Source organism: Nibricoccus aquaticus, assembly GCF_002310495.1.
GTDB lineage: Bacteria > Verrucomicrobiota > Verrucomicrobiia > Opitutales > Opitutaceae > Nibricoccus > Nibricoccus aquaticus.
In genome coordinates, this window is the sequence record NZ_CP023344.1 from 4320528 (window position 1) to 4345318 (window position 24791).

19 protein-coding genes and 1 tRNA gene are annotated in these 24791 nt (G+C 63.0%); 7 read left to right on the top strand and 13 right to left on the bottom strand.

Annotated elements, in window-relative coordinates; genetic code table 11:
• Positions 1-57 precede the first annotated feature (57 nt).
• Both mutL and CMV30_RS17500 read left to right on the top strand, forming a co-directional pair.
• Positions 58-1938 carry a DNA mismatch repair endonuclease MutL gene (gene mutL / locus CMV30_RS17495; protein WP_096057226.1) on the top strand — a complete coding sequence of 627 codons (1881 nt, stop codon included), beginning with the start codon at positions 58-60 and terminating at the stop codon, positions 1936-1938.
• Positions 1939-2101: 163 nt separating this feature from the next.
• Positions 2102-4633: a glycogen/starch/alpha-glucan phosphorylase gene (locus CMV30_RS17500; protein ID WP_096057227.1), complete on the top strand. Its 2532-nt coding sequence runs from the start codon at positions 2102-2104 to the stop codon at positions 4631-4633.
• 160 nt (positions 4634-4793) lie between these two features.
• Here CMV30_RS17500 and CMV30_RS17505 read toward each other — a convergent pair whose 3' ends face one another.
• The 3 genes from CMV30_RS17505 to CMV30_RS17515 form a co-directional block, all read right to left on the bottom strand.
• Positions 4794-5582, bottom strand: a complete 789-nt coding sequence (locus tag CMV30_RS17505; protein WP_096057228.1) for an ABC transporter permease — start codon at positions 5580-5582, stop codon at positions 4794-4796.
• Positions 5583-5584: 2 nt separating this feature from the next.
• Complete coding sequence (locus CMV30_RS17510) at positions 5585-6358, bottom strand: ABC transporter ATP-binding protein (protein ID WP_245844301.1); 774 nt, start codon at positions 6356-6358, stop codon at positions 5585-5587.
• 94 nt (positions 6359-6452) lie between these two features.
• On the bottom strand, positions 6453-7157 hold the full coding sequence (locus CMV30_RS17515; protein WP_138223363.1) for a hypothetical protein: 705 nt from the start codon (positions 7155-7157) through the stop codon (positions 6453-6455).
• A 177-nt stretch (positions 7158-7334) separates the two neighbouring features.
• On the opposite strand from CMV30_RS17515, the gene cimA reads away from it, so the two are divergent.
• Complete coding sequence (cimA, locus tag CMV30_RS17520; RefSeq protein WP_096057849.1) at positions 7335-8903, top strand: citramalate synthase; 1569 nt, start codon at positions 7335-7337, stop codon at positions 8901-8903.
• Between the two features lie 302 nt (positions 8904-9205).
• Here cimA and cls read toward each other — a convergent pair whose 3' ends face one another.
• A complete protein-coding gene (gene cls / locus CMV30_RS17525; RefSeq protein ID WP_245844303.1) occupies positions 9206-10675 on the bottom strand; it encodes a cardiolipin synthase in 1470 nt (489 codons plus the stop codon).
• A 70-nt stretch (positions 10676-10745) separates the two neighbouring features.
• Here cls and CMV30_RS17530 point away from each other — a divergent pair.
• Positions 10746-10831 (top strand) — tRNA-Tyr (locus CMV30_RS17530).
• 218 nt (positions 10832-11049) lie between these two features.
• On the opposite strand, the gene CMV30_RS17535 is transcribed toward CMV30_RS17530, so the two are convergent.
• Genes CMV30_RS17535 through CMV30_RS17550 form a run of 4 tightly spaced genes read right to left on the bottom strand, consistent with a single transcriptional unit; the run spans position 11050 to position 15403 of the window.
• Entirely contained in the window at positions 11050-11928 is an 879-nt protein-coding gene (locus tag CMV30_RS17535) for a tetratricopeptide repeat protein (RefSeq protein ID WP_096057232.1), read from the bottom strand.
• 7 nt (positions 11929-11935) lie between these two features.
• The gene (locus tag CMV30_RS17540) at positions 11936-13144 is read right to left on the bottom strand and encodes an ABC transporter permease (protein WP_096057233.1); all 1209 of its coding nucleotides are present in this window, start codon (positions 13142-13144) and stop codon (positions 11936-11938) included.
• A gap of 15 nt (positions 13145-13159) precedes the next feature.
• Entirely contained in the window at positions 13160-13936 is a 777-nt protein-coding gene (locus CMV30_RS17545) for an ABC transporter ATP-binding protein (RefSeq protein WP_096057234.1), read from the bottom strand.
• Between the two features lie 24 nt (positions 13937-13960).
• Positions 13961-15403: an efflux RND transporter periplasmic adaptor subunit gene (locus tag CMV30_RS17550; RefSeq protein ID WP_096057235.1), complete on the bottom strand. Its 1443-nt coding sequence runs from the start codon at positions 15401-15403 to the stop codon at positions 13961-13963.
• A gap of 247 nt (positions 15404-15650) precedes the next feature.
• On the opposite strand from CMV30_RS17550, the gene crcB reads away from it, so the two are divergent.
• A complete protein-coding gene (gene crcB, locus CMV30_RS17555; protein WP_096057850.1) occupies positions 15651-16049 on the top strand; it encodes a fluoride efflux transporter CrcB in 399 nt (132 codons plus the stop codon).
• 87 nt (positions 16050-16136) lie between these two features.
• On the opposite strand, the gene CMV30_RS17560 is transcribed toward crcB, so the two are convergent.
• Genes CMV30_RS17560 through CMV30_RS17570 form a run of 3 tightly spaced genes read right to left on the bottom strand, consistent with a single transcriptional unit; the run spans position 16137 to position 20202 of the window.
• The gene (locus tag CMV30_RS17560) at positions 16137-17198 is read right to left on the bottom strand and encodes a creatininase (protein WP_096057236.1); all 1062 of its coding nucleotides are present in this window, start codon (positions 17196-17198) and stop codon (positions 16137-16139) included.
• Positions 17195-18811 (bottom strand): GTP cyclohydrolase II, encoded by a 1617-nt coding sequence (locus CMV30_RS17565; protein WP_245844308.1) that lies wholly within the window; start codon positions 18809-18811, stop codon positions 17195-17197. Before CMV30_RS17565 ends, CMV30_RS17560 begins: the two co-directional genes overlap by 4 nt.
• Before the next feature lie 47 nt (positions 18812-18858).
• Positions 18859-20202, bottom strand: a complete 1344-nt coding sequence (locus CMV30_RS17570) for an NCS2 family permease (RefSeq protein WP_096057237.1) — start codon at positions 20200-20202, stop codon at positions 18859-18861.
• Between the two features lie 195 nt (positions 20203-20397).
• Between CMV30_RS17570 and CMV30_RS17575 the strand changes: the two genes are divergently transcribed.
• Positions 20398-21303, top strand: a complete 906-nt coding sequence (locus CMV30_RS17575) for an amidohydrolase family protein (RefSeq protein WP_138223364.1) — start codon at positions 20398-20400, stop codon at positions 21301-21303.
• 43 nt (positions 21304-21346) lie between these two features.
• Here CMV30_RS17575 and CMV30_RS17580 read toward each other — a convergent pair whose 3' ends face one another.
• Positions 21347-22423 carry a Gfo/Idh/MocA family protein gene (locus CMV30_RS17580; RefSeq protein WP_096057239.1) on the bottom strand — a complete coding sequence of 359 codons (1077 nt, stop codon included), beginning with the start codon at positions 22421-22423 and terminating at the stop codon, positions 21347-21349.
• A gap of 13 nt (positions 22424-22436) precedes the next feature.
• Positions 22437-23015: a peptide deformylase gene (gene def / locus CMV30_RS17585; RefSeq protein ID WP_096057240.1), complete on the bottom strand. Its 579-nt coding sequence runs from the start codon at positions 23013-23015 to the stop codon at positions 22437-22439.
• Between the two features lie 60 nt (positions 23016-23075).
• On the opposite strand from def, the gene CMV30_RS17590 reads away from it, so the two are divergent.
• Positions 23076-24788, top strand: a complete 1713-nt coding sequence (locus CMV30_RS17590; protein ID WP_175414942.1) for a hypothetical protein — start codon at positions 23076-23078, stop codon at positions 24786-24788.
• The last annotated feature ends 3 nt before the right edge of the window (positions 24789-24791 follow it).

Genomic DNA, 24791 nt, shown 5'->3' on the forward strand with positions numbered 1-24791 from the left:
ATGTTTTTAATTCGCGCTTCCGTCGGGCGGGCGGGTCGTGCTTGTTAGCGGGCTTTCATGGCCAAGGTGCGTCTTCTTTCCGATCGGGTCGCCAATCAAATCGCCGCGGGCGAGGTGATTGAGCGTCCGGCTGCGGTAGTGAAGGAGCTCGTGGAGAATGCGCTCGATGCGGGGGCGACGCGGGTGGAAGTGGAGTTTCGTCACGGCGGGCGCTCGCTGATGCGCATCGAGGACAACGGGCATGGGATGTCGAAGGACGATGCGCTGATGGCGCTGGAGCGTCATGCGACGAGCAAGATTGAGGAGGCGGATGATCTAAACCGGCTGGCGAGTTTTGGATTTCGCGGGGAGGCGCTGCCGTCGATCGCGAGTGTGTCGCGCTTCGAGCTGCAGACGCGCGAGGCGGGCTCGGATGTGGGGACGGAGATTTTGGTGAATGGCGGGAAGTTCGTGCATGTGCGCGAGTGCGGGCGTCCGGTGGGGACGCGGATCGAGGTGACACATCTGTTCAACTCGGTGCCGGCGCGGCGGAAGTTTTTGAAGACGGATGCGACGGAGGCGGCGCATATCATCCAGGGCGTGCGGCTGTACGCGCTGGCGTTTCCCGGGGTGGCGTTTTCGCTGATCGAGGACGGGCGGGTGATTTTCAAATCGCCGCAGTGCGCGACGCTGGCCGAGCGGGTGACGGAGATTTTTGGCAGGCAGGTCGGCGAGGGATTGGTGCCGCTCGATGCGAGCGAGCAGGGGATGAAGGTGTCGGGATTGATCGGGCGGCCGGGGCAGGGGCGGTCGACGCGGCATGAGATGATCGTATTCATCAATCAACGTCCGGTGGACAGCCGGACGCTGAACTATGCGTTGATCGAGAGTTATCACGAGTCTCTGCCGAAAGGGCGTTATCCGTCGGCGTTCGTTTTCTTCGAGATCGATCCGGCGGCGGTGGACGTGAATGTGCATCCGGCGAAGCGCGAAGTGCGTTTTCGGAGTGAGTCGCAGGTGCGGTCGTTTGTGATTCGGAGCGTGCTGGCGCGGTTGCGGGAGCTGAGTGCGGAGGCATCGGCGCAGCAGGTGAATGTGGTGAGCCTGGCGGGGAACGGGGAAGTGGTGAGGCCGGCGATGTCGACGGCTGTGGAGACGGTGAAGGCGTCAAGCGCGGAGCCGGGCGCGGGATTGAGCGTGAGTGGAGGTGAAAGCGGGAAGGCGTTGGTGGCACCAGTGCCGGCGTTTGCGCCGCAGGTGAGTGTGCGGGATTTGCGGCCGGTGGTGACTGCGGGCGTATTTGCGGCGCAACCGGTGGTGGCTGTGCCGCAGGTGGCGGCAGGGAATTCAGCGGCCGTGACGCCTACAGTGCCGGTTGGGAAAAGCCGGGCGTGGCGTTATCTGGGGCTGGCGCATGGGAGCTACGCGTTGTTCGAGACGGCGGCGGGGCTGGTGTTGCTGGACCGGCGGGCGGCGCATGAGCGGATCTGGTTCGAGCGGTTGCAGGCTCAGTTTCGGGCGGGGGAGACGCCGGTGCAGCGGTTGTTGTTCGCGGTGCCGCTGGAGCTGGACCCCGTGGCGACGGCGCTGATGATCGACCGGCTGGCGTTTTTCAACGGGCATGGGTTCGAGATCGCGGAGTTTGGGCGCGGGTTTTTCCGCATCGAGAGCGTGCCGGCGTGGATGGAGCCGGCGGATGCGGAGCCGTTTGTGCGGGACTTGCTCGGGGCGCTGCGCGACGGGCGGATGCAGGATAAGAATGTGGATGTAGCGCGGGATGAACTGGCGCGGCTGGCGGTAACGAAGGCGATCCGCCTCCCGGATACGACCAGCGAAAGCGAAATGCAGTCACTGGTGGCGCAGCTGTTCGCGTGTGAGACGCCGCTGACGAGTCCGGCCGGCCGGCCGACGCAGATCGAACTTGGGCACGGCGAGCTGGCACGGCGGTTTCAGAAGTAGGGCGTGCGCGTGGCGGTTTTGAAGAGTCGGGGCGGTTACGATGAGGTTAATGTCCAGCGGCAAGTCTGCGGGGCGGTAAATTTTAGCGTGACCGGCTGATTGGGGGTGGCACGGTTTCTGGTTAGTTTTCTGTCAGTCCGTCGCGCCTTTAACCCACTTAAACATGCCTGTTTCCACCAAATCCAAGAAGTCCGCAGCACCGACCGATGTCGTTTCGGCCACGCCTTTCGTTTCCACGACGGAGGCGGTCGTTCCAGGAAGCGCCAAGCTCAAGCAGGCGATCCTGCGTCATCTGACGTACACGCTGGCGCGCGATGTTCATACCGCGACTCCGCGCGACTGGTGGATCGCGACGGCGATGGCGGTGCGCGAGAGCATCCTAGCGCGGCTGATCGCGACGCAGGGCGTCCACAACGATCAGAACGTGCGGCGGCTTTATTATCTCTCGCTTGAGTATCTGATGGGGCGGCTGACGGAGAATAACGTCTATAACACCGATCACTTTGATGATGTGGTCACGGCGCTGAAGGAGCTCGGCATCGAGTTTAACGAGATCCGCGAGCAGGAGGTCGATATGGGCCTTGGCAACGGCGGCCTCGGGCGGCTGGCGGCGTGCTTCCTTGATTCGCTGGCGACGCTGGACTATCCGGCGATCGGCTACGGGATTCATTACGAGTTTGGCTTGTTCAAGCAGGAGTTCGTGAACGGCCATCAAGTCGAGCATCCCGACAGCTGGATGATTTTCGGGACACCGTGGGAGGTGCTGCGTCCGGAGTATGCGGTGACGATCCAAATCTACGGGCAGGTGGAAAACGTGTTCGACGATCTCGGCAATTACCGCCCGCGCTGGGTGAACACGAAGAGCGTGATGGGCGTGCCGTACGACATTCCCATCGCTGGCTACGGCACGAAGACGGTGAATTTGCTGCGGTTGTGGGCCTCGCGTTCGACAGAGGAGTTCGATCTGGCGGCGTTTAATTCGGGCGGGTACGTCGATGCCGTGCGCGAGAAGGTGGTCGGCGAGACGATCTCGAAAGTGCTTTATCCGAACGACAAGACCGAGAACGGCAAAGAGCTGCGGCTCGTGCAGCAGTACTTCTTCGTGGCGTGCTCGCTGCGCGACATCATCCGCCGGCATTTCCGCAACGACGACAAGGGCAACACCTGGGATAATTTCTCGGACAAGGTCGCGGTGCAGCTCAACGACACGCATCCGGCGGTCGCGGTGCCGGAGCTGATGCGCATCCTCCTGGATGAGGAAAATTTCCAATGGGACAAGGCCTGGGCGATCGTGACGCGGGTCTTCGGATACACGAACCACACACTGCTGCCGGAGGCTCTGGAGAAGTGGAGCGTGCCGCTCTTTGGGCGCGTGCTGCCGCGGCATCTTCAGATCATTTTCGAGATCAACAAGCAGCTGATGGTGGTCGTCGCGGCGAAGTGGCCGGGCGATGTGGACAAGATGCGCATCTGCTCGATCATTGACGAAGGCGGCGCGAAAGCGGTGCGCATGGCGAACCTGTCGGTCGTCGGATCGCACGCGGTGAACGGCGTGGCTGCGCTGCACACAGAGTTGTTGAAAAAGGATCTGTTTCCGGAATTCGACGCGCTCTATCCCGGCAAATTCCAGAATAAGACGAATGGCATCACGCCGCGCCGCTGGCTGCTCGATTGCAATCCACGGCTGTCGGCGTTGATCACGAAGACGCTCGGGCACACGAAATGGGCCAAGGATCTCGACGAGTTGCGCGGACTGGAGAAGGTCGCGGGCGATGCGGCGTTCCAGAAAGAATTCATGGCGATCAAGCGTGCGAACAAAGTGGATCTCGCGGCGGTGATCAAAGCGGAGTGCGGCATCGACGTGTCGCCGGACGCGCTCTTCGACGTGCAGATCAAGCGACTGCACGAGTACAAGCGGCAGCATTTGAATCTGCTGCACATCCTGGCGCTTTATCGGCGGTTGTTGCAAAACCCGGCGCTGGACATCGTGCCGCGCGTGTTCGTTTTCGCGGCGAAGGCGGCACCGGGCTACGATCTGGCGAAGAACATCATCCGCGCGATCAACATGATCGGAGCGAAGATCAACAATGACGCGCGGATCGGCGGGAAGTTGAAGGTGGCGTTTCTGCCCAACTACCGCGTGTCGCTCGCGGAGCGCATCATCCCGGCGGCGGATTTGTCGGAGCAGATTTCCACGGCGGGCAAGGAGGCCTCGGGCACGGGCAACATGAAGCTCGCGCTCAACGGTGCGCTGACGATCGGCACGCTCGATGGAGCGAACGTCGAGATCGGAGAGGAAGTCGGCGACGAGAACATCTTCATCTTCGGGATGACGGTGGAGCAGGTCGAAGCGTTGAACGCGAAAGGGTACAACCCGTGGGACTTCTACAACGCCGATGAGGAGCTCAAGGCGATCGTGGACTGGCTCGGCTCGAACTTCTTTACGCCGGGCGAAAATCAGCCGTTCGGCCATGTGCATCACAGTCTGCTCGGTGGTGGCGATCCGTACATGGTGCTGGCGGATTTCCGCTCGTACAGCGACGCGCACGCGAAGGTGGACGCGATGTATCGGCACACGGCGCAGTGGGCGAAGAGCGCGATCCTCAACACTGCGCGCGTGGGCAAGTTCTCCAGCGATCGCACGATTCGCGAGTATGCGGAGAAGATCTGGTCGCTGCCCTCGGTGAAGGTGTGACGCGCGGCGTGGATTAGAGAAAGTTGATCGGCGAAAGCGCGGTGCTGTTGTCACCGCGCTTTTTTGTCGAGGAAGAGCCGGGCTTCGTGTCGACCGTGGACGACACAGAGGTCGTCCCTCCAGAATACGGCCATCCCTTTATTTGAACTGCGCTGGGGCTTCAGCGGGCGCGGTCATAGGAGTCGTGCCAGCGGTGGAGGACGAGCCATTGGAGGGCGACAACGAGGGCGACGAAGAGGAAACCGAGGGCGCAACCGATGAAGGCGGTGGCGTAGAGCTGCGGCATTTGGAAGCGCGATGAGGTGAGGACGATCTGGAAACCGAGTCCGGCGGTGCCCCCCTGAGCGTTGCCGGCGGTGTAATCGCCGACGATGGCACCGATGGGCGCGAGCGTGGCGGCGATGCGCAGGCCGGTGAAGAAATACGGCTGCGCGGTGGGAATGCGGAGGCGGCGGAATTCGTCGAGGCGGGAGGCTTTGGAGAGGCGGAAGAAATCGAGGAGCTGCGGATCGACGGAGAGCAGGCCCTGCGTGGTGTTCACGACGAGGGGGAAGAAGCAGATGAGGAAAGTGATGATGGCGACGCGGGCGAGGCTGGCGTCGATCACGAGGACGAGGATGGGGGCGAAGACGATGATGGGCATCATCTGCAGGGCCATGAGATAGGGGAAGAGGGCGGCGCGGGTGAGCTTGGAAAAAGCGAGTGCGATGGAAAACGCGTAACCGAGGATGACTGCGCCGAGCAGGCCGAGGGCGGCGCCGGAGGCGGTGGTGAGAGCGCCGGAGAGGAGTTCGGCGCGGTTTTCGGCGAAGGCGGCGGCGACCTGGGCGGGAGCGGGGACGAGGTATTGGCGTTCCGGTGACAGGGAAGTGTGCAGGAGTTGCCAGAGACCGAGCAGGAGAAGGCCGGTGGCGACGGGCGCGAGCAGTGTGAGCGGACGGAGGCGCATGGTCAGGCGGCGGCGGTTTCGACGGAACGGAGGGCTCGGGTGACTTCGGCGACGAGGCGGAGGTAGTCGGGGGACTGGCGGGTTTCGGCGGTGCGCGGGAAAGGGAGGTCGATGCGGAGCTCGGCGTGGATGCGGCCGGGGTTGGCGGCGAGGATGAGGATGCGGTTGGAGAGGAAGACGGCCTCGGCGACGGAGTGGGTGACGAAGAAGGCGGTCCAAGTTTCGCGGGCGCGGATCGCGAGGAGTTCTTCGTTGAGGTGCTGGCGGGTCATTTCGTCGAGAGCGCCGAAAGGTTCGTCGAGGAGGAGGAGCGACGGGGAAAGCGTGAGGGCGCGGGCGAGGGAGACGCGCATTTTCTGTCCGCCAGAAAGTTCGCGGGGATAGGCGGCGGCTTTGTCGGTGAGGCGGACGAGCGAGAGGGCGCGGTCGCGGAGTTCGGCGCGGCGGGCGGCGGGCAGGTGGCGGAGCGTGAGGGGGAGCTCGATGTTTTTGGATACGTCGAGCCAGGGGGGCAGGGCGGGTTCCTGGAAGACGAAGGCGAGTTCTTCGGCGGTTCGGGACGGGGGCTGGCCGGAGAGTTCGAGGGTGCCAGAGGTGGGTGGCGTGAGTCCGGCGAGGAGGCGGAGGAAGGTGGATTTTCCGCAGCCGCTGGGGCCGATGAGGCTGATGAAGTCGCCGCGCTCGGCAGTGAAGGAGAGGCTGTCGAGGACGAGCGGGCCGTCGCCGAAGCGTTTGCTGACGGCGCGGGCGGCGACGATGGGCGGAGGCGTGGACATTGGCAGCGGCTAGCTCTTACGAGCGGGGCTGCGGAGGCCAGCGTGGAGTTTGAGGGTCAATGGGGGCCGCGTTAAGGCTAACGGGCCTTACCTTTCAGAGCGGCGGGCTATCGTCTTGGGAGATGATTTTGAGGGTGAGGGTTTGCTCCTCGGTTTTTGCGAGGGAGCGGAGGCGGATTTTTAAGGGGAGGTCGCCCTGGGGGATGCCGAGGCGGGAGGTCATGGGATCGAAGGTCGCGGTGGTGCCGGGGGCGATGGAGGTTTTGGCGGGATGGACAGCGAAGTTGCCGAGGAGGGAGCTGAATTCGAGGACTTCGATGTCGAGCGGTTGCGCGCTGGTGTTGGTGAGCGTGAGGTGGAGTTGGACGGCGGGGTTTTGTTCGGTGCGGGCGCGGGTGCCGCGAGCGGGCTGAGCGTCGGGATCTTCGCGTGGGCCACCGCCGCCGGGGCCGCGTCCACCGCCGCCGCCTCCAGACATGTTCATCGGGCCCATTCCGGCGTTGGCGCTGAAGCCGCCTCTTCCACCGTCGCGTAGGCTGCGGGCATCGTTGCGGGGATCGTCGTCGGTGCCGGGGCGGTTGGGGAGTTGGGCGCGGCCGAAGTGGATGTTGGCGGTGAGTTGTCCGTCGAAAAAATTGCCCGCTGCTTCCATGACGGGGATGTGGATGGCTTCGCGTCCGCCGCCGGGACCGCGGGGCGGGCCGGAGTGGCAGGCAGCTCCGCCGAGGGCGAGGGCGGCGGCGAGGCTCAGCGAAGTGAGGCGGAGGGAGGTGCGGAAGGAGAGCGGACGGGGAGGCATGGCTGGAAGAGAGACGCGCGGGAGTGGCGTGGAGGCTTTTTGTACACGAACGCGGCGCGGATTGTTCCGGCTGTGTGCGGCGATCGGCGGAGCGCGTGCAAGCACGCTGGCCTACAGGCGGAGAGTGCAAAAGCCCCCTTGCCACGAGTGGTGGCGGTTGCAACGTTCTGCGCCTTCATGAGCACCAGCAACGCCGTCAAAATCTACGACACGACCCTTCGCGATGGAACCCAGGGCGAAGGCATTAGTTTTTCGGTGACGGACAAGCTGCTGATTGCGGAGCGGCTGGATCAGTTTGGCGTGGACTATATCGAGGGCGGATTTCCTGGGTCCAACCCGCGCGACATCACGTTTTTTCAGGAAGCGAAGAGCCTGAAGATGAAGCACGCGAAGCTGGCGGCGTTTGGCTCAACGCGGCGCGCGGGCGGCAAGGCGAGCGAAGATCCACAGTTGAAGCTGCTCGTCGATAGTTTGATGCCGGTGACGACGATCGTGGGGAAGACCTCGCCGCTGCATGTGACGGAAATCATCCGGACGACGCTCGAAGAGAATCTGGCGATGATCGAGGACTCGGCGGCGTATCTCGTGGCGCAGGGCCGCGAAGTGATTCATGACGCGGAGCATTTTTTCGACGGGTATAAACTGAATCCCGACTACGCGCTGCGCACTCTGGCGGCGGCGCTCAAGGGCGGAGCGAGCAATCTGACGCTGTGCGACACGAACGGCGGAACGCTGGTCGATGAGTTCAAGGACATCATCGCGCGGGTGATCAAAGAATTCGGCGCGGATAAGATCGGCGTGCATTGCCACAACGACGCAGGCCTCGCGGTGGCGCTGTCGCTCGCGGGTGTCGGCGCGGGCGCATCGCTCGTGCAGGGAACGATGAACGGTTATGGCGAGCGCACGGGCAATGCGGATCTGATCACGATCATCCCGAGTTTGTTTTTGAAGATGGGGAAGACGGCACCGTGCTCGAAGAATCTCGGGCAACTGCGCGAGCTGTCGTTGTACTTCGATGAGCTGGCGAATTTGCGGCCGAACACGAAGGCACCTTATGTGGGGCTGTCGGCGTTCGCGCACAAAGGCGGGCTGCACGCGAATGCGGCGCAGAAGGTGAAAAGCAGTTACGAGCACATCGATCCGGCGCTGGTCGGAAATCGCACGCGCGTGCTGGTCTCCGACATGGCGGGACGCAGCAGCATCGCGATGAAGGCGAAGGAACTGGGCTTCGAGATCGACGAGAAGGCTCCCGCGATGAAGGGGCTGATCGACGAGTTGAAGGATCTGGAGTTTCGCGGGTACGAGTTCGAAGCGGCGGATGCGTCGCTGAAGCTGTTGCTCGCGAAATGGACGGGCGCGAAGAAGACATTTTTCGAGGTGGAAGGCTATCGCGTGATCATCGAGCGCAAGGGAGCGGAGCTGCTCGCCGAGGCGACGGTGAAGGTGAAAGTGAACGGGCAGCCGGTCCACACGGTGGCTGAATGCACGGGGCCGGTCGGCGCGCTGGACAAGGCACTGCGGCTGGCGTTGGAGCCGGTTTATCCGCAGCTGAAGACGACGGTGCTGAAGGATTTCAAAGTGCGCATCTTGGATTCGAAGGCGGGCAGCAATGCGCGCACGCGGGTGTTGATCGAGACGGGTGACGAGCACGCGCTCTGGGGCACAGTGGGCGTGAGCGACAATGTCGTCGATGCGAGCTGGGAGGCGATTCGTGACTCGGTGGAGTATAAGCTGAACCAGGGGTGAGCGCGGGGCGGGAGGAGCGGGGCGTTGATGCGTCGAGCGACTGCGGTGGTTTTGTTGAATCGCGAAGACGCTAAGCTGCGAAGTCGGAGCTAAGGTTTCTGACTAGGAATCGGAGTTTTGGACAGGATTAAGAGGATGGGTTTTCCCGCAGAGACGAGTGGTGGAAAGCGGGCGACATCGCTGCGGCGCTGACGAAGCAGCGCCCTCCAGCGGAATCGGAGAATGCCCAGACAATCGAAGGTGCGACGGGGGCGTCGCGTCGCCAGCGGAAAGGGAGGCGTGTCGCCAGCTCGCGCACTAACTCAGAGCAGGGGGGCGAAGAGGCGGCTGAGGTCTTCGGCGAGGCCTGTGAGGAGTCGGCGTTTTTTTTCGGCCTTGGGCTCGCGGCAGTGGGTGAGGAGTTCCTCAGCCCAGGCGCGCATGGCGAGGACGTCGGTTTCTGAATACAGGAAGACGCCGATCTCGAAATTCACGAAGAGACTGCGTAGGTCGAAGTTGGCGGAGCCGACGAGGCCGATGCGGTGGTCCACCATGACGGCTTTGGCGTGAAGCATGCCGGGGCCGTAGAGGCGGATGTGGGCGCCGGCTTTGCGGAGCTCGCGGGTGTAATGGCGGCGGGCGAAGTCGGTGATCGGATGATTCGAGCGGGCGGGCAGGATGAGAGTGACCTCGGTACCGGAGCGGGCTTTGACCATGAGGGAGCGCCAGAGGACTTCGTCGGGGATGAAGTAGGGTGTGACGATGAGGATGCTGGTCCGCGCCTCTTGGATCATGGAGATGATGCCCTCGTAGAGCGGGTCACCTTTCACGTCAGGGCCGCTGGCGACGATCTGCATGGCGCTCTCACCTTCGGAGCGGATGGCCTCGGGCAGGAGTTCTTCGTGGAGCTTGGTGCTGGATTGACCGCTGGCGTAGCACCAGTCGGCGAGGAAAACTTCGTTGAGGAGCGCGGCACCGGGGCCGCGGATAATGACGCCGAAATCGCGGAAACGTTTTCGATAGGAGACCGGGCCCATGTAGTCGCGAGCGAGATTATGGCCGCCGATGATGGCGGTGTGCTGGTCGAATAGGGCGATTTTGCGGTGGTTGCGGAGGTTGGCGGTGTGGCGAGTCGAGAGAGGGACGACGGGCATGAAGCGCTGGACCTCGCCGCCGGCGTCGCGGAGTGGTTGCACGAACTTGCGGCTGGAGAACATGCAGCCGACGGCGTCGAGCAAGAGGCGGACTTTGATACCCTCGCGGGCGCGTTGGGCGAGGAGCTTGACGATGCGGCGGCCGGTTTCGTCGCGGCCGAGGATGAAGGTGGTGATGTGAATCGAGTGGCGGGCGGCGAGAATCTGAGCTTCGAGGGTTTTGAAGGCGTCTTCGCCGGTGGTGAGCAGCTGGACGGAGTTGCCGCCGACGGACGGGCTGGCGCCGGCGGCGTCGATGGCCTGGGCGGTGGGAAGGATCTGGCTGACGGCGTCGAGGGATTTGAGGCCTTCGAGCTGGGGGAGGAGGCTGGATTTGCGTTCGGCGAGGCGGCGGAATTTGCGGCCTCCGAACATCAAATACAGCGGCACTCCGACGTAGGGGACGAGGAGGATGATGAGCATCCAGGCGAGGGTGTTACCCGGCTGGCGTTTCTCGGCGAGGAGGCGGGCGACGAAGAAGACGGCGAGGAGAAAGCTGGCGACCGTCAGAAAGTGGGGGATGACGGGGTGGCTGAAAATGTGGCGGAAAAACTCCATGCGCGGGCCGTGGACAGTGGGTGGCGGGCATGGTTTGCGCAAGCGGCGCGAGAAGCAGAAAAAGTTCTTGAACTCGATGCGGTGACTCGCGAGTTTCCGCGTCCCTTTTCGTGGTAGGTTACTCAAGTGGCCAACGAGGGGAGACTGTAAATCTCCTGGCTTACGCCTTCTCTGGTTCGAATCCAGAACCTACCACCATTTTTATCCCGGCGCTGAAAGCGCGGGTGGAGGAGCGGCGGAGTTCGGAGGGATTGGCCTCAGGAGGCGCAGAAGACGCAAACGGTCGCTGGTGTTTTTGGGGCCGAGCGGTTGCGCAGCGGGTGATTAAGATAAGAGCGCGTGCGAGCACGCTGGCCTACGGTGGACGTCAGGAGTGTGTGTGTGGGACGGGCGTTAGCGGGGTGAGGGCACCCCGCCTACATCGGAGGCGCGGGGAATTTTTCCAGGGCGGCGGTGGCTTCGCGGTGAGCGGGGTCTAGTTTGAGCGCGGATTCGTAGGCGGAGCGGGCGGCGGGGATGTCGTTTTGGAGGACGTGAAGCTGGCCGAGATAGAACCAAACATTCGCGTGGCCGGGGGGCTGGGTGGGCGCGGGGAGATCGAGGCAGCGCTTCAGCGATGCGAGGCCACGATCGAGGTGCTGACCGGATTCGGCGGAGGCGCGGCCGAGGGCCATGAGGAGGAGATAGTTGTCGGGGTGAGTCTGGAGCGCGTAGTCGAGCGCGGCGAAGAGCTCGGGGAATTTTGCTTCGCGACCGTAAAGTGCGATGAGCAGCTGGGTGCCGCCAAGGAGGTCGATTTTCCGGAAGGCTTCGGCTTGGGCGCGGGCTTTGTCCATGCCGCCGCCGGCCATGCCGGGGGCGCGGCGATAGAACTCGATGAGGGCGGCGTTGGCGGGGAAACTGGCGGGCTCGAGTTCGACGGCGCGGGCGAGGGCGGCGTGGCATTTTTTGGCCCAGCCGAGTTTGGCGAAGAGGGAGGCGCTGGCGGCTTTGCGACCGTAGGCGTCGCCGAGGGCGATGAAGTAGGTGGCGTTACCGGGGGTGAGTGCGGTAGCGGCTTCGTGGTGACGGATGGCGTCGTCGTCGCGTTTTTCGCGGAGGGCGATCTTGCCAAGGAAGTGGAGGGCCTCGGCGTTTTGAGGATCGGCGGCGGAGAGTTGCTCGAAGGCGGCGCGGGCTTCGGGGTTTTTCTTTTCCTGATAGAGCGTGATCGCGGCGGTATTGCCCGGCGATGGCCCGGCGCTGAAGGCGGACGCGGTTAGCGTGAGCGTGGCGACGAGGCAGAGCAGGCGCATGATGCGCTTACTCGTAGCGGAGGGCGTCGATCGGGTCGAGCGCGGCGGCTTTTTTCGCGGGATAAAATCCGAAGAAGATGCCGACGGCGGCGCTGAAGAAGAAGGCGATGACGATGGACGAGGTGGAGGTGGCAACGGGCCAGCCTTTCCAGAAGGCGAGGCCTTGCGCGGTGCCGATGCCGAGGAGGATGCCGAGGGCGCCGCCGAGGACGCTGAGGACGACGGCTTCGGTGAGGAACTGGAGGAGCACGTCTTTGCCGTGGGCACCGACGGCGAGGCGGATGCCAATCTCGCGGGTGCGCTCGGTGACGGAGACGAGCATGATATTCATGATGCCGATACCGCCGACGACGAGGGAGACGAAGGCGATGCCGGCGAGGAGTCCGGTCATGGTGCGTGAGGCGGCGGTGGCGGTCTCGGCGATTTCGAGCTGGTTGCGGACGGTGAAGTCGGGCTCGCGGCCCTGGCGGCGTTGCTGGAGGAGATCGGTGATGTCGCGCTGGACGCGCTCCATCGTCTCCTGACTCTCGGCCTGCACGATGATGTTGCTGACGCGGTCGCGGCGGGAGATGCGTTTCATTGAAGTCGTGTAGGGCACGATGATGATGTCGTCCTGGTCCTGACCATTGGTGTTGAAACCTTTGGCGGCCATCACGCCGACGATGCGGAGGGGGATGTTACGGGCTCGGATATTTTGCCCGATGGGATCGGTGCCGGCGAAGAGTTGATCGGCGACAGTTTTGCCGATGACGCAGACTTTGGCGGTGGTGCGGACGTCGTTCTCGGTGAAAAATTCGCCTTCGACGACGCGCCATTCGCGGATGCTGGTGAAGTCGGGGGATTCGCCAAGGACCTGGGTATTCCAGTTGAGGCCGTTGGCGAGGACTTGCTGGCGGTCGCGGATTTCGGGGCTCACGCCGATCGCGCCAGAGACTTCGTTCTTGATGGCTTCGGCATCTTCGACGGTGAGCGTAGAGGCGGAACCCCAGCCGCCGCGCATACCGCCGGTGGTGAGGCTGCCGGGGAAAATGGTGATGAGGTTTTGACCGAGGCCGGCGATCTGGGCTTCGACTTGGGACTTCGCGCCGTTGCCCATGCTGACCATGGCGATGACGGCGCCGACGCCGATGATCATGCCGAGGGCGGTGAGGACGGAGCGCAGTTTGTTACGGCGCAGGGCGCGGAAGGCGAGGATGAGCGTGGCGACGAAGCGCATGGGGAAAATTATGGATCAATGCGCGGCGGATGCGCCGGTGAGTTTGGCGGCGACTTCGGCGTCGGCGAGTTTCTTGAGTTCTTCGGCGGCCATGAGGCGCGGTTTGACCTGGACGTCGCTGACGATGACGCCGTCGCGGAGGATGAGGTTGCGTTTGCAGTAGCTGGCGATGTCGAGCTCGTGGGTGACCATGAGGATGGTGATGCCCTGGTCGTTGAGGCGTTGGAAAACGCCCATGACTTCGACAGAGGTTTTGCTGTCGAGGTTGCCGGTGGGCTCGTCGGCGAGGAGGACTTGCGGGCGGTTGACGAGGGCGCGGGCGATGGCGACGCGTTGTTGTTGTCCGCCGGAAAGCTGGCTCGGGTAGTGATCGAAGCGTTTGCCGAGGCCGACGATTTCGAGGGCTTTCATGGCGCGGTCGCGCATCTCGGAGCCGGAGATGCGCTCCTTGGAGTAGAGCATGGGGAGCTCGACGTTTTCCAGCGCGGTGGTGCGGGCGAGGAGGTTGAAACCCTGGAAGACGAAGCCGAGTTTTTGGTTTCGGATGTCAGCGAGTTCGTTGCGGTCGAGACCAGAGGCGTCGATGCCGTCGAGGAGGTAGCTGCCACTCGTCGGCCGGTCGAGACAGCCGAGCAGATTCATGAGCGTGGATTTGCCGGAGCCGGAGGCGCCCATGAGGGCGACGAAATCGCCCTTGTGAATATCGATAGAGACGCCGCGCACGGCGCGAACCGCGATTTCGCCGCTGCTGTAGGTCTTGTGGATGTCGGTGAGTTTGACGACGGGCTGCATGGGTGGGTGTGCGTCGTTAAACGATCAGCGACGGCCGCCGGGGCCTTGCTGGGCTCCGCCAAATGGGCTGCGAGCTGCGGCGGCGGGAGTGGAGGTGTCGCCGGGGATATAAATGCTGGTGACGAGTGTATCGTTTTCTTTGAGACCGTCGGGGGACTCGAGGACTTCGGTGGAGGAGCCGTCACTGATGCCGAAGCGGGCGTTGATGGCGGCGAGTTTTAGATCGGGCAGCGGAGTCTCGACTTTGTACACGGTGCGCGTGGTGACGGGAGAGTCGCCGCCGCCCTGACGACCGCCGCGGCCGCCGCCGGTCAACATGCGTTCGGGGAGCTCGATGCCGCGTTCGGAGGCGAGTTTCTTGAGTTTCTCGATGTCGGCTGCAGAGAGGGGCGTGCCTGGAGTGAAGGTGACGCCGGCGTCCTGAAGGAGTTTTTGGAATTGTTCGCGATTGCTGCCGCCGCCCTGGCGTGCGCCGCCAGAGCCGGGGGAGGAGGGCGTGGAACCGGAGGCGGAGGACTCGGGCTTGGCAGGTTGGAATTTTTCCGGGATGCGGGCGCGGAGGGCGGAGTTGGCGACCTTGAGGACGCCGGTGCGGCGTGCCGTGACGATGGATACGTTGGCGGTCATGCCGGGTTTGAGGCGGAGGTCGGAGTTGTCGACCTCGATGATGGTGGCGTAAACGACGACGGACTGAGCGGTCTTGGGGAGATTGCGGACTTGGATGACTTTGCCGCGGAACTGGCGGTTGGGATACGCATCAACGGAGAAGGTGACTTCCTGGTTGAGGGCGACGCTGCCGATGTCGGCCTCGGCGACGTCGGCGCTGATTTCCATGGTCTTCAAGTCGGTGACTAGGGTGAAGAGGGTCGGGGCGTTGAGGGAGGCGGCGACCATTTTGCCGACCTCGGTCTGGCGGTCGAGGACGGTGCCGTCGATGGGAGCGAGGATGGTGCAGCGGTCGAGGTTGACCTGAGCGTCGGCGACGGAGGCTTTGGAGGTGAGGAGTTGGGCGTCGGACTGCTTGAGCTGGGCCTCGGCTTCGTCGAGCACCTGTTCGGAGACGAGGTTTTTGGCGCGCAGTTCGCGGGTGCGGACGGTGTTGAGCTTGGTGAGGGTGTTGCTGGCCTCGGTGGAGGCGAGGGAGGCCTTGGCTTGGTTGAGGCGGGAGACGTAAGTGGCGGGATCGATCTTGGCGAGGAGGTCTCCTTTTTTGACCTGCTGGTTGTAGTCGGCGCCGACCTCGATGACCTGGCCGGAGATCTGGGAGGAGACATCGACGCTGGTGGGGGCCTGGAGGACGCCGGTGGCGGTGATGCTCTGGATGATGTCGCCGCGGGTGACGGTGGTGGAGGCGAGCTCGGGGGGCTTAGAGTCGGAGCGTTTCCAGAAATAGTAGCCCGCGCCGGCCGCAGCAGCGACGATGACGAGGAGGATGAGGGTACCGCCGAGTTTACCGGATTTGGCCATGGTGTGTAGGAAGAGAAAAGAGTGTGCCGCCCGGGTGAGTCGCCTGTGCATCGGGAAGAATGCGGCAGGATGGCTCAGCGAAGCGGCGAGGGGAATGACGCCGGTTGATGCGAAAGGTGACAGGGGATTTGGGGCGAGCGTGAAAAAGGGGGCGGAGGGCGGCTGGGCTGGGAGGGCTGGGGGAATCGGGGCAGGGTGCGGCTAGACAAGGGGGGCAGGTGCGGGCAGAACCGGCGCGATGACGACGATGACTCTTTATATGTGGATAGCGTTGGGCGGAGCACTGGGGAGCGTGGCGCGGTTTGGGGCGGCGGAGGCGGTGACGCGGGGCGTGGCCGGGGCGTTTCCGTGGGGGACGCTTGTCGTGAATGTAGTCGGGAGTTTCGTGATCGGCTTCTTCGCGACGCTGACAGCTCCCGGCGGGCGGTGGCCGGTGGGGAGCGAGGGGCGTCATTTTTTCATGACGGGGGTGCTGGGCGGGTTCACGACGTTTTCGTCGTTTAGTTTGCAGACGCTCGGGCTGATGCAGAAGGGCGAGTGGCTGCGGGCGGGTGGGAATGTGGCGGGCTCGGTGGGGCTTTGCCTCGTGGCCGTGTGGCTGGGGCATGTGGTGGCGACGGCGATGGGGACGGCGCGGGGGGCGTGAGGTTGTGGCTGATGTGAGCGACGCGGGAATCGGAGCCACGCGCGATGGCGCGTGGCGGCGCGCACGCGAGGTGCGGCCCTACAGGGATCAGACGTCGGGGCAGAAGCCGTAGAGGAGGTCGTCGCGGCCTTTGCCGGGCCAGTTGACCTGGTCGATGCCGAAGTAGGTCATCAGCTCAAAGGTGAGTTTGTTGAGCGCGGCTTCGAAGGCGAAGATCGAGAGGAGCGCGGGTGCTTCGACGCGTAGGACGAAGGCGTCGAGGCCGACGTTGCGCAGCATGGTGAGGCTGCGACCGACGAGTTCGGCTTCGACGGGGGAATCGCCCTGGAGGATGAGCGTCGGATGCGGGTGCGCGGTCATCTGCTGGAAGGGACCGTGCGCGAATTGGAGGAAGTCGGAGATCGGCGGGCAGGGCCAGAAGACGCCTTCCATGAATTTGCACGCGAGGTTTTGCGCGAAGTCGGAGATGGGCGCGGCGGTGACGAGGTTGAAGCCTTGGGCGAAACGCGAAGTGGAGCGTTTCATCGCGGAGACCAGGTCGGCGGGCGGTTGCGCGTCGAGGAGCGGGAGCAGTTCTGAGGCGGAGGGCTCGGTGAAGCGGCAGCTGGCGAGTTGAGCGGTGAATTGGAGGCAGGCGAGGTAGCCGGCCATCGGGCCGACGAAGCGGATGAGCGTGGTGTATTCCTCGGCGAGGGGGAATTCGACGAGCTCGTTGCCTTCGTCGAGGAAGGTTTGGAGGAGAGCGGCGCGGTCTTTTTTGCCGGCGGCGAGGGCGGCGGCGGGCGTGGAAGCGGTGAAGAGGATCGTATGGGCGAAGTCGCGACGGCGGCGGAGGGCGATCTGGGCGTTGGGGGAAACGCCTTGGCTGAAGACGACGAGGGTTTTGCCTTTGAAACCGGAGCGGTGTCCGTCGGTGAAGCCGGAGAGCGGGAGATAGGTCGCGGCGCGGTCGGTTTGGAAGTTGAGCAGCGTGGCTAGGTAGCGCGCGTGAGCCTCGGAGCTGCCGGTTCCGGTGACGATGAAATGCGTGGAAGCGAGCGTGGCAGGTTTTAGCGGCGCGGGACCGCGCGACAACATGCCGCCGAGGATCGAGGGGATGCCGGCGAGGCGTTGGGCGAGTAGGCCGTGGCCGAGTGGGTCGGCGGTCATTCGCTGAGGGCGTGGTCGTCGAGGAAGATCCACTTATCGACGTCGATCTTGTGGGCATTGAGCGCGGCGGCGTACTCGCTCTTCTTCACGAGACTCGCGGGGGAGTTCATGATCATCTGGATCTTCTCGTTGGGGATGTGGTGGCGGAGGAGAAGCATCGAGGCGTCGTAGTCGCGGCTGTCGTAGCCGACTCCGAGTTTCCGATACGCTTCGTCAGACGAGAGGACTTGGCCACTTTCGGACATCATGCGATCGGTCGCGTAAGCGCCGAAGCCGGCGCCGCGACCGTCATTGTATAGAAGAAGCATCGCGCCGACGCCGTAGGAGACGATGTGTTTGACGGACATCTTCATCTTGTCGCGATTCTCGACGGTGCGCAGCGGGAAGCGGTTGAAGAGGGATTCGCTGTGCACGCGGACGACGGGGATGTCGTAGATGCGCGGCGTGCCGTGGGTGAGGACGACGAACTCCTGGCTCGTGACGACGTCGTAATAAACGTGCACGCGGAACCAGTAGGGCGTGGTGAGGAGATCAACGATGGGGTCGGTGGGATTTTCTTTTTTGAAAGCGGTGATGCTGTCGGTGTCGATTTTGACGAAGAAACGGTTTTCGCGGATGAGCTGGTAGCCGAGCACGAGCGGCTTCGGGCCGGCCATGTAGCGGTCGATGGATTTTTTCTGGAAGAGCTCTTTGAACTGCGCCTCGGTGAGGAGGATGTCGTTATCGACGGGCTTCATCGGGAGGAAATAACTCGCAGAGTAGATGAAGCGACGGGCCTCGGGAAGGACGTGCGGTTTGAAGGGAATGACGGGCTCGGGAGGAAGCGCACGTTTCACGGAGGTCTCGGACGGGCGTTTGAGGATGTGGCCGCCGGCGGCTTTGGACGTGAGATAAGCGAGGTTGAAGGGGGAAGGTTCGAACTCGAGGGCCTCGGTACCGGCGATGGGGACGCCTTGGGATTTCAGGGCGTCGACTTTGTCGGGGTTGTTGGTGAGGACGATGAAGGGCGCGGTGATGCCGAGGAGATAGCAGATCTGGGATATGTTGTCGTAATTGCGGTGGTCTTTTTTGAGACCCATCGACGCGTAGGCTTGAAAGGTGGAGAGCTGGTCGAGCGAGGCTTGGACGAGCATGCGGTCGCGGGCTTTGCCGACGTAGCCGACGCCGCGGCCTTCCTGCATGAGGTAGAAGACGATGCCGTTGCCTTTTTTGGCGATGACCTCGAGCGCGCCTTCGAGCTGTTGCACGCAATCGCAGTCACAGCCGCGTAGGGTTTCGCTGGTGACGCAGGAAGAGTGGAGGCGGGTGTAGAGCGGGTTCTTCGGGTGGACGATGTCGCCGTGGGCGAGCGCGATGATGTAATGCTTGTCGATGATGTCCTGGAAAATGTAGGCGCGGAAGGTGCCGAAGCGCATATCGAGCGCGCAGTTGGCGATGGACAGAGTCTGGCCGTAGAGCGGGCGGTCGTCGATGGAGGCGGGATTGAGGACGCTGCCGGAAGTGTGTTGGAGCGCGCGGATGAGGGCGTCGAAATCGGGAACGCCGTCGGAAGTCATGGCGATGGGTGCGGGCGCGGTGGCGGAAGCGGCGGGGAATTTGACGACCTTGGTCATGTAGGGAGAGAGGAGAGCGAAGGAGCGAGGAAGGTGTTTAAGTTGATTCAGCTCCAGAGCGGTTTGAAGAGACCCCAGAAGATATGCAGGAAGAACAAGGCCGCCAGTCCATACGTGAAAGCGGAAAGGCTGCGGGCCCGGCCGGTGCAGAGGGCGATGAGCGTGAGGGCGATGACGCCCAGACCTAGACCTTCGGCGATGCTGAAGGTGAGCGGAATGCAGAGGAGGGTGACGACGGCGGGCATCGTCTCGGTGAAGTCATCGAGTTTTATTTCGGCGACGGTTTGAAACATGAATACGCCGACTACGACGAGGGCGGGCGCAGTAGCGACGGCGGGGATGGCGAGGATCAGCGGCGTCAGGAAGAGGGCGAAGAGGAAGCAGACAGCGGTGGTCATCGCAGTGAGACCGGTGCGTCCGCCGGCTTCGACGCCGGAGGCGGATTCGATGTAGCTGACGACGGTGGATGTGCCAAAGAGCGAGCTGATGATGGCGGCGAAGGAATCGGCGACGAGGGCGCGTCCGGCTTTGGGGAGTGTGCCGTCGGGCTGGAGGAGGCCGGCGCGTTTGGTGACGCCGATCAGGGTGCCGATGTTATCGAACATATCGACGATCAGGAGGGTGATCAGGATCGGCAGGGCTTTGGCGAAATCGTTGAGAAGAAAGTCGAAGTTGAGTTTGAAGAAGACGGGCTCAGGCGAGGCGGGGAGTGAGAAGAGTCCAGTGAAAGAGGGGAGCGTGGTGACGTGGCCGCCTTTGCCGTCGGGGACGAAAACGCCGATGAGCGTGACGGCGAGAATCGAGAGGACGATGGAGCCGGGAACGCGGCGCGAGACGAGGACGGCGGTGAGGACGATGCCGAAGAAGGCGAGGGCGACGGGCGGGGAGCCGAAGTCGCCCTGGGCGACGAAGGTGGCGGGATTGGAGACGACAATGCCGGCGTTTTTGAGTCCGATGAACGCGATGAAAAGTCCGACGCCGCAGGTGATGGCGATTTTCAGTGAGTAGGGGATCGAATTGACGATCTTTTCCCGGATGCCGGTGAGCGAGAGGAGGAGGAAGAGGCAGCCGTTGACGAAGACGAGGCCGAGCGCGGATTGCCAGGGGACGCCGGCGCCGAGGCAGATCGTGTAGGTGAAGTAGGCGTTGATCCCCATGCCGGGCGCGAGGGCGAGCGGGAAGTTGGTCATGAGCGCCATGAGCGCGGTGCTGATGGCGGCAGTGAGCGCGGTGACGGTGATCAACGCGGCCTGCGGCATGCCGGTGTCCTTCAGGATGAGGGGATTCACGGCGAGGATGTAAGCCATCGCGGTGAAGGTGGTGAGACCGGCCTGAAGCTCGCGGGAGACGGTAGACTTATGCTCGGCGAGGCGGAAGAGGCGGGAAAGCATGGAGGAGGGTTTGGCTAATTTAGCATGGGCAGTGCCAGACGTGCCTGATGGGAAACCACGAAAGGCTCGAAAGAAACGAAAAGAGCGGCGGCGAGTTTAACAGCGGGAAGGACCAGCGGTACGGAGTATCGGTCGGATGACATTAAGCGTCTTCTGGCTGGTTTGCTGAATGGGAAGCGGTCTGACTTACGGGCGATGCCGAGTATCGATGCCCATGTTCACCTCTATCCGGAGGATTTGAATCGCGCGCCGGGTGTGTGGGCGACGGCGCATGGAGAACGGCATTGGGCGATGCTTTGCACGCGGGTGCGGAAAAGCGGGCGGGCGGTGCAGGGGTTTCCGAGTGTGGATGAGTTGTTGCACGCGATGGATGAGGCAGGCGTGGATCGTGCGGTGTTGCAGGGATGGTATTGGGAAAACCACGCCACGTGCGTCTGGCAGAATCGGTTTTATGCGGCGTGCGTGAAGGCGCATCCGGACAGGTTGAGTGCGTTCGCGACATTGCATGCGGGCGCGGGACGCGAGGCGGTGATCTCCGAGGTGCGGCGCGTGAAGGCGGAGGGGTTTTGCGGGATCGGGGAGTTGTCACCGCATTCGCAGGGATTTTCCGTCGAAGATGAAACGTGGCGGGCGGTGCTAGAACTAGCGGGTGAGTTGCGGCTGCCGGTGAATCTGCACGTGACGGAGCCGGAGGGGAGGAATTATCCGGGGAAAATCGCGACGCCGCTGGGGGATTTTGTGCGGATGGCGAAGGCGCATCCGGCGACGGTGTTTATTTTAGCGCACTGGGGGGCGCGGTTGCCGCTGGACGCTGAGTTCGGAGCGGAAGCGCGAGCGCTGAAAAATCTTTATTATGACACGGCGGCATCACCGTTGATTTATCCGCGGGCAGATGTGCGCGAGATGCTGGGGCAGTTTGGGGCGGAGCGGGTGTTGTTCGGGACGGATTATCCGCTGGAGCTTTTTCCGAATGGGGAGGGCGAAGGAGGCGCGGGGACGATGCGCGGATTTGTGGATGCGTTTCGCGCGGCCGGTTTGGGCGAGGCGGAGTGCGCGGCGGTGCTCGGCGGCAATGCGGCGCGGGTGATTGGGCTACGGTGATTTATATCCGGCCTGACACGAGGTCAGGCCCTACGAGGCGAGTTTACGCGATTTTCTTGGCGGCGGCTTGCGCGAGGAGGCAGAGCTCGGCGGCTTTGAAGGCGTGGGCTTGTGTCATGGCTTTCTCGGTACGGTTGAGGCAGTCGAGAATGAGTTCGCCGAAGAAACGGAAGCCGACCTGGCCTTCGACGTTGAGGTGGTGTTCGCCGCGGGCATCGACGAGGTAGACCTGGTCGCCGCGTTTGTCGCGGGCGACGTCGATGTACTTGCGGAGTTCGATGTAGCCTTGGGTGCCTAGAATGACGGTGCGGCCATCTCCCCAGGTGCCGAGGCCGTCGGGCGTGAACCAATCAACGCGGATATAATTGGATGCGCCGTTGTTTCCGACGAGGGAGGCTTCGCCGAAGTCTTCGAACTCGGGTTTGTCGGGGTTGGCGTAGTTGGCGACGGCGGCCTGGGTGACAGTGGCGTCGGTCGCGCCGGAGAAGGTGAGAAACTGTTCGAATTGGTGGCTGCCGATGTCGCAGAGGATGCCGCCGTACTGGGCTTTCTTGAAGAACCAGTCGGGGCGGGATGCTTTGCCGAGACGATGCGGGCCGAGGCCGAGAACCTGGATGACGCGGCCGATGGCGCCGGCGTTCACGAGGTCAGTCGCGTACATGGCGGACTCCACGTGGAGGCGCTCGCTGTAATAGACCATGTACTTGCGGGCGGTTTTCGCGACGACGCTCTTCGCCTGCTGGAGTTGGTCGAGCGTGGTGAATGGGGTTTTGTCGGTGAAGTAATCTTTGCCCGCTTCCATGACGCGGCAGCCGATGGCGGCGCGCTCGTTGGGTATCGCGGCGGCGGTGACGAGTTTGATCGCGGGATCGGAGAGGATTTCGTCGAAGGAGCGGGCGACTTTGACCGAAGGAAATTTGGCGCGGAAGGCTTCGACCTTTTTCGCGTCGGAGTCGTACACCCAGCGGAGGTCGGCGCCGGCTTCGATGAGGCCGTTGCACTGGCCGTAGATGTGGCCGTGTTCGAGGAAGGCGGCGGCGAAGGGGAACTCGCCAGATTTCACGACGGGATTCGGTTTTCCCTGAGGCGCGTAGTTCATGCCATCGGCTTTAGCGCTCATCGGATCGAAAGGCTCAGAGTTTGGGAGCGGGCGTTGATTTCGCCTTGGTCGTGGTGGCGAGATCTTTGACGGCTTTGTCGATCTTGCCGCGGACTTTTTTTTCCATGCGGTCGATGAAAAGAACGCCCTGGAGGTGGTCGTTTTCGTGCTGGATGCAGCGGGAAAACATGCCGTCGCAGAGGAGGGTGTGCGGTGTGCCGTTGGCGTCCTGAAACTTTACGGAGATGGCGTCGGGGCGGATGACGTCGCCACGGATTTTGGGGAAGGAGAGGCAGCCTTCTTCGTAGATGGTTTCGTCGGACGGGAGTTTTTTCACCTCGGGGTTGGCGAGGACGAGGGGCATGATGAGCTCGAGCGGAGGGCGGGCGCCATCGAGTTCCCAGTTAAAATCGCCGTCGAATTCGCGCAGGTCGACGACGCAGAGCTGGAGGGCAAGGCCGATTTGCTGGGCGGCGAGGCCGATGCCGTGAGCGTCGTGCATGGTTTCAATCATGTCGGCGGCGAGCTTGCCGAATGCGGCGTCGAAGGTGTCGACCTTCACGCCCTTTTTGCGAAGGACAGAGTCGTTGTAGTGAACAATTGGGAGCACCATGGGTCGATTGAGCGGAAAAACTTGGATTCGCCCGTGAGTCCCCGCAAATAAATATTACCCATGACGATGAGCGTTTCCGGCAACCGAAGCAGAAACATGCCCATGGCGGCCTTGTGGCTGACGATCGGCATGGTGGTGCTGGCGGGGGCGTGGCTGATACCGGTGAATTTAAAGTCGGTGACGCCTGCGTTGCTGCGTGAAGCGGGGAAATCAACGGCGTCGGTCGCGGCGTTTGGCGAGCAGTTGATCGAGTCGGAAAAGCTCGGTTCGGCGCAGCTGGTTTTGTCGGCGGCGCGGCTCGTCGAAGATAAAGGCGCGCCCGCGCTTGATCGGAGCATCCGGGATGTTTCGGCCCGGCGGCCGGAGTGGGTGGTGTGGGGCGGATGGGACCCGTTTCTCGATCCGCTGATCAAACAGAATGAGGAATCGGGGCGGAAAGAGAGCACGCCAGTCTTGAATTTTTTCATCGCTGAAAAAGCGCGGCGTTCGCTGGAGACGTTCTTGAGCAATTCGCGTTCGCTCGGTGTTCAGTCGATCCTGCGGATGCGCGAGGTGCAGGGGACGACGCGCTTCGTCCCGGCGAATAAAGCAGGGGGGCAGACGCTTGACGCGGTCGTGCTGCTCACGGCGTTGCTTTACCAGTCGGAGAATCTTTCCGGGCCGTTGCAGCGGGAGCTGCGCGGCCTGGCCGAGATGGCTGACCGACAGAAACAGCTCGGGGAGCTTGAGACGTTTTTCACCGATCTGCTTTCGCTGGGAAAACGGCTCAACTGGAGTCAGCTGTGCGAACTGTTGCGCAAGACCGACAGCATCAAGACGGCGGGGGAGTTCGCGCATCTCTCGCGAGTCGCGCCGGACAATCTCCCGATCATCTACACGGCCGCGCTGTTTTCCGATTCCGCCGACAAGGTGGCGTCGTACCTCATTAAATACGGCAAGATGGGTCTGGAGGACTTACGGCTGGCGCTGGCGCAGGGGCAGGGCGCGGTGCGCCTGCTGCTCCAGCATCAGCTGCCGCTTAACCGCGGCGCGGCACCGAGCGTGGGTGGCGTGGCGCAATTCGCCCTGTTCAACCCGAAGTTTGCCTTGGTGCTTAAATATCTCGGGTTCCTGCTGGGAGCTTTCGGCATGTTTCGCGGTCTGGAGTTTGCGCTCCGGTCCGATGCCTCCAACGAGGCGCCGCTCCGCCTGAAAAGCGGCGTGCTCTCGGTGTTGATCGCTTCGTTTTTGGTGCTGATCACCGAGCCGTTCATGATCAGCGCGACGCCGGCTTCCGAATTTAAGCTCAAACTCAATCTCCCCATTCTCGTCAGTGTCGCCGAGGCCCACAATCAACCAGCACCTGCTTCCTCTCCCACCATGGATATCAAAACACTCCTCTCAATCGGCTTCTTCGCCGCGCTTCAGATAGGCACGTATATCTTCTGCTTGCTGAAAATCCGCGAGATCTCGCGTCAACCCGTCTCCCCGATGGTGAAGCTCCGCTTAATGGAGAACGAAGAGAATCTTTTCGACGCGGGTCTCTACATCGGTATCGGGGGCACGGCGACGGCATTGGTTCTACAGGTGCTCGGGCTGATCCAGTCGAACCTGCTGGCCGCGTACTCTTCCAATCTCTTCGGCATCGTGTGCGTCGCCCTGATCAAGATCCGCAGTGTCCGTCCGTATAAGCGCATCCTCATCCTTGAAAGCCAGGCCGTATCTGTGGGTACCACACTGGCTCCTGCCCCGGTCGCTACTGCTGCCAAACCGGTTGCCTCCACGGTCGCCTAAACG

Excerpts from the sequence above, each read along its gene's own strand:
- mutL (WP_096057226.1), top strand. The coding sequence starts at position 58 with ATGGCCAAGGTGCGTCTTCTTTCCGATCGGGTCGCCAATCAAATCGCC.
- CMV30_RS17500 (WP_096057227.1), top strand. The coding sequence starts at position 2,102 with ATGCCTGTTTCCACCAAATCCAAGAAGTCCGCAGCACCGACCGATGTC.
- CMV30_RS17505 (WP_096057228.1), bottom strand. The coding sequence starts at position 5,582 with ATGCGCCTCCGTCCGCTCACACTGCTCGCGCCCGTCGCCACCGGCCTT.
- CMV30_RS17510 (WP_245844301.1), bottom strand. The coding sequence starts at position 6,358 with ATGTCCACGCCTCCGCCCATCGTCGCCGCCCGCGCCGTCAGCAAACGC.
- CMV30_RS17515 (WP_138223363.1), bottom strand. The coding sequence starts at position 7,157 with ATGCCTCCCCGTCCGCTCTCCTTCCGCACCTCCCTCCGCCTCACTTCG.
- cimA (WP_096057849.1), top strand. The coding sequence starts at position 7,335 with ATGAGCACCAGCAACGCCGTCAAAATCTACGACACGACCCTTCGCGAT.
- CMV30_RS17535 (WP_096057232.1), bottom strand. The coding sequence starts at position 11,928 with ATGCGCCTGCTCTGCCTCGTCGCCACGCTCACGCTAACCGCGTCCGCC.
- CMV30_RS17540 (WP_096057233.1), bottom strand. The coding sequence starts at position 13,144 with ATGCGCTTCGTCGCCACGCTCATCCTCGCCTTCCGCGCCCTGCGCCGT.
- CMV30_RS17545 (WP_096057234.1), bottom strand. The coding sequence starts at position 13,936 with ATGCAGCCCGTCGTCAAACTCACCGACATCCACAAGACCTACAGCAGC.
- CMV30_RS17550 (WP_096057235.1), bottom strand. The coding sequence starts at position 15,403 with ATGGCCAAATCCGGTAAACTCGGCGGTACCCTCATCCTCCTCGTCATC.
- crcB (WP_096057850.1), top strand. The coding sequence starts at position 15,651 with ATGACTCTTTATATGTGGATAGCGTTGGGCGGAGCACTGGGGAGCGTG.
- CMV30_RS17560 (WP_096057236.1), bottom strand. The coding sequence starts at position 17,198 with ATGACCGCCGACCCACTCGGCCACGGCCTACTCGCCCAACGCCTCGCC.
- CMV30_RS17565 (WP_245844308.1), bottom strand. The coding sequence starts at position 18,811 with ATGACCAAGGTCGTCAAATTCCCCGCCGCTTCCGCCACCGCGCCCGCA.
- CMV30_RS17570 (WP_096057237.1), bottom strand. The coding sequence starts at position 20,202 with ATGCTTTCCCGCCTCTTCCGCCTCGCCGAGCATAAGTCTACCGTCTCC.
- CMV30_RS17575 (WP_138223364.1), top strand. The coding sequence starts at position 20,398 with ATGCCGAGTATCGATGCCCATGTTCACCTCTATCCGGAGGATTTGAAT.
- CMV30_RS17580 (WP_096057239.1), bottom strand. The coding sequence starts at position 22,423 with ATGAGCGCTAAAGCCGATGGCATGAACTACGCGCCTCAGGGAAAACCG.
- def (WP_096057240.1), bottom strand. The coding sequence starts at position 23,015 with ATGGTGCTCCCAATTGTTCACTACAACGACTCTGTCCTTCGCAAAAAG.
- CMV30_RS17590 (WP_175414942.1), top strand. The coding sequence starts at position 23,076 with ATGACGATGAGCGTTTCCGGCAACCGAAGCAGAAACATGCCCATGGCG.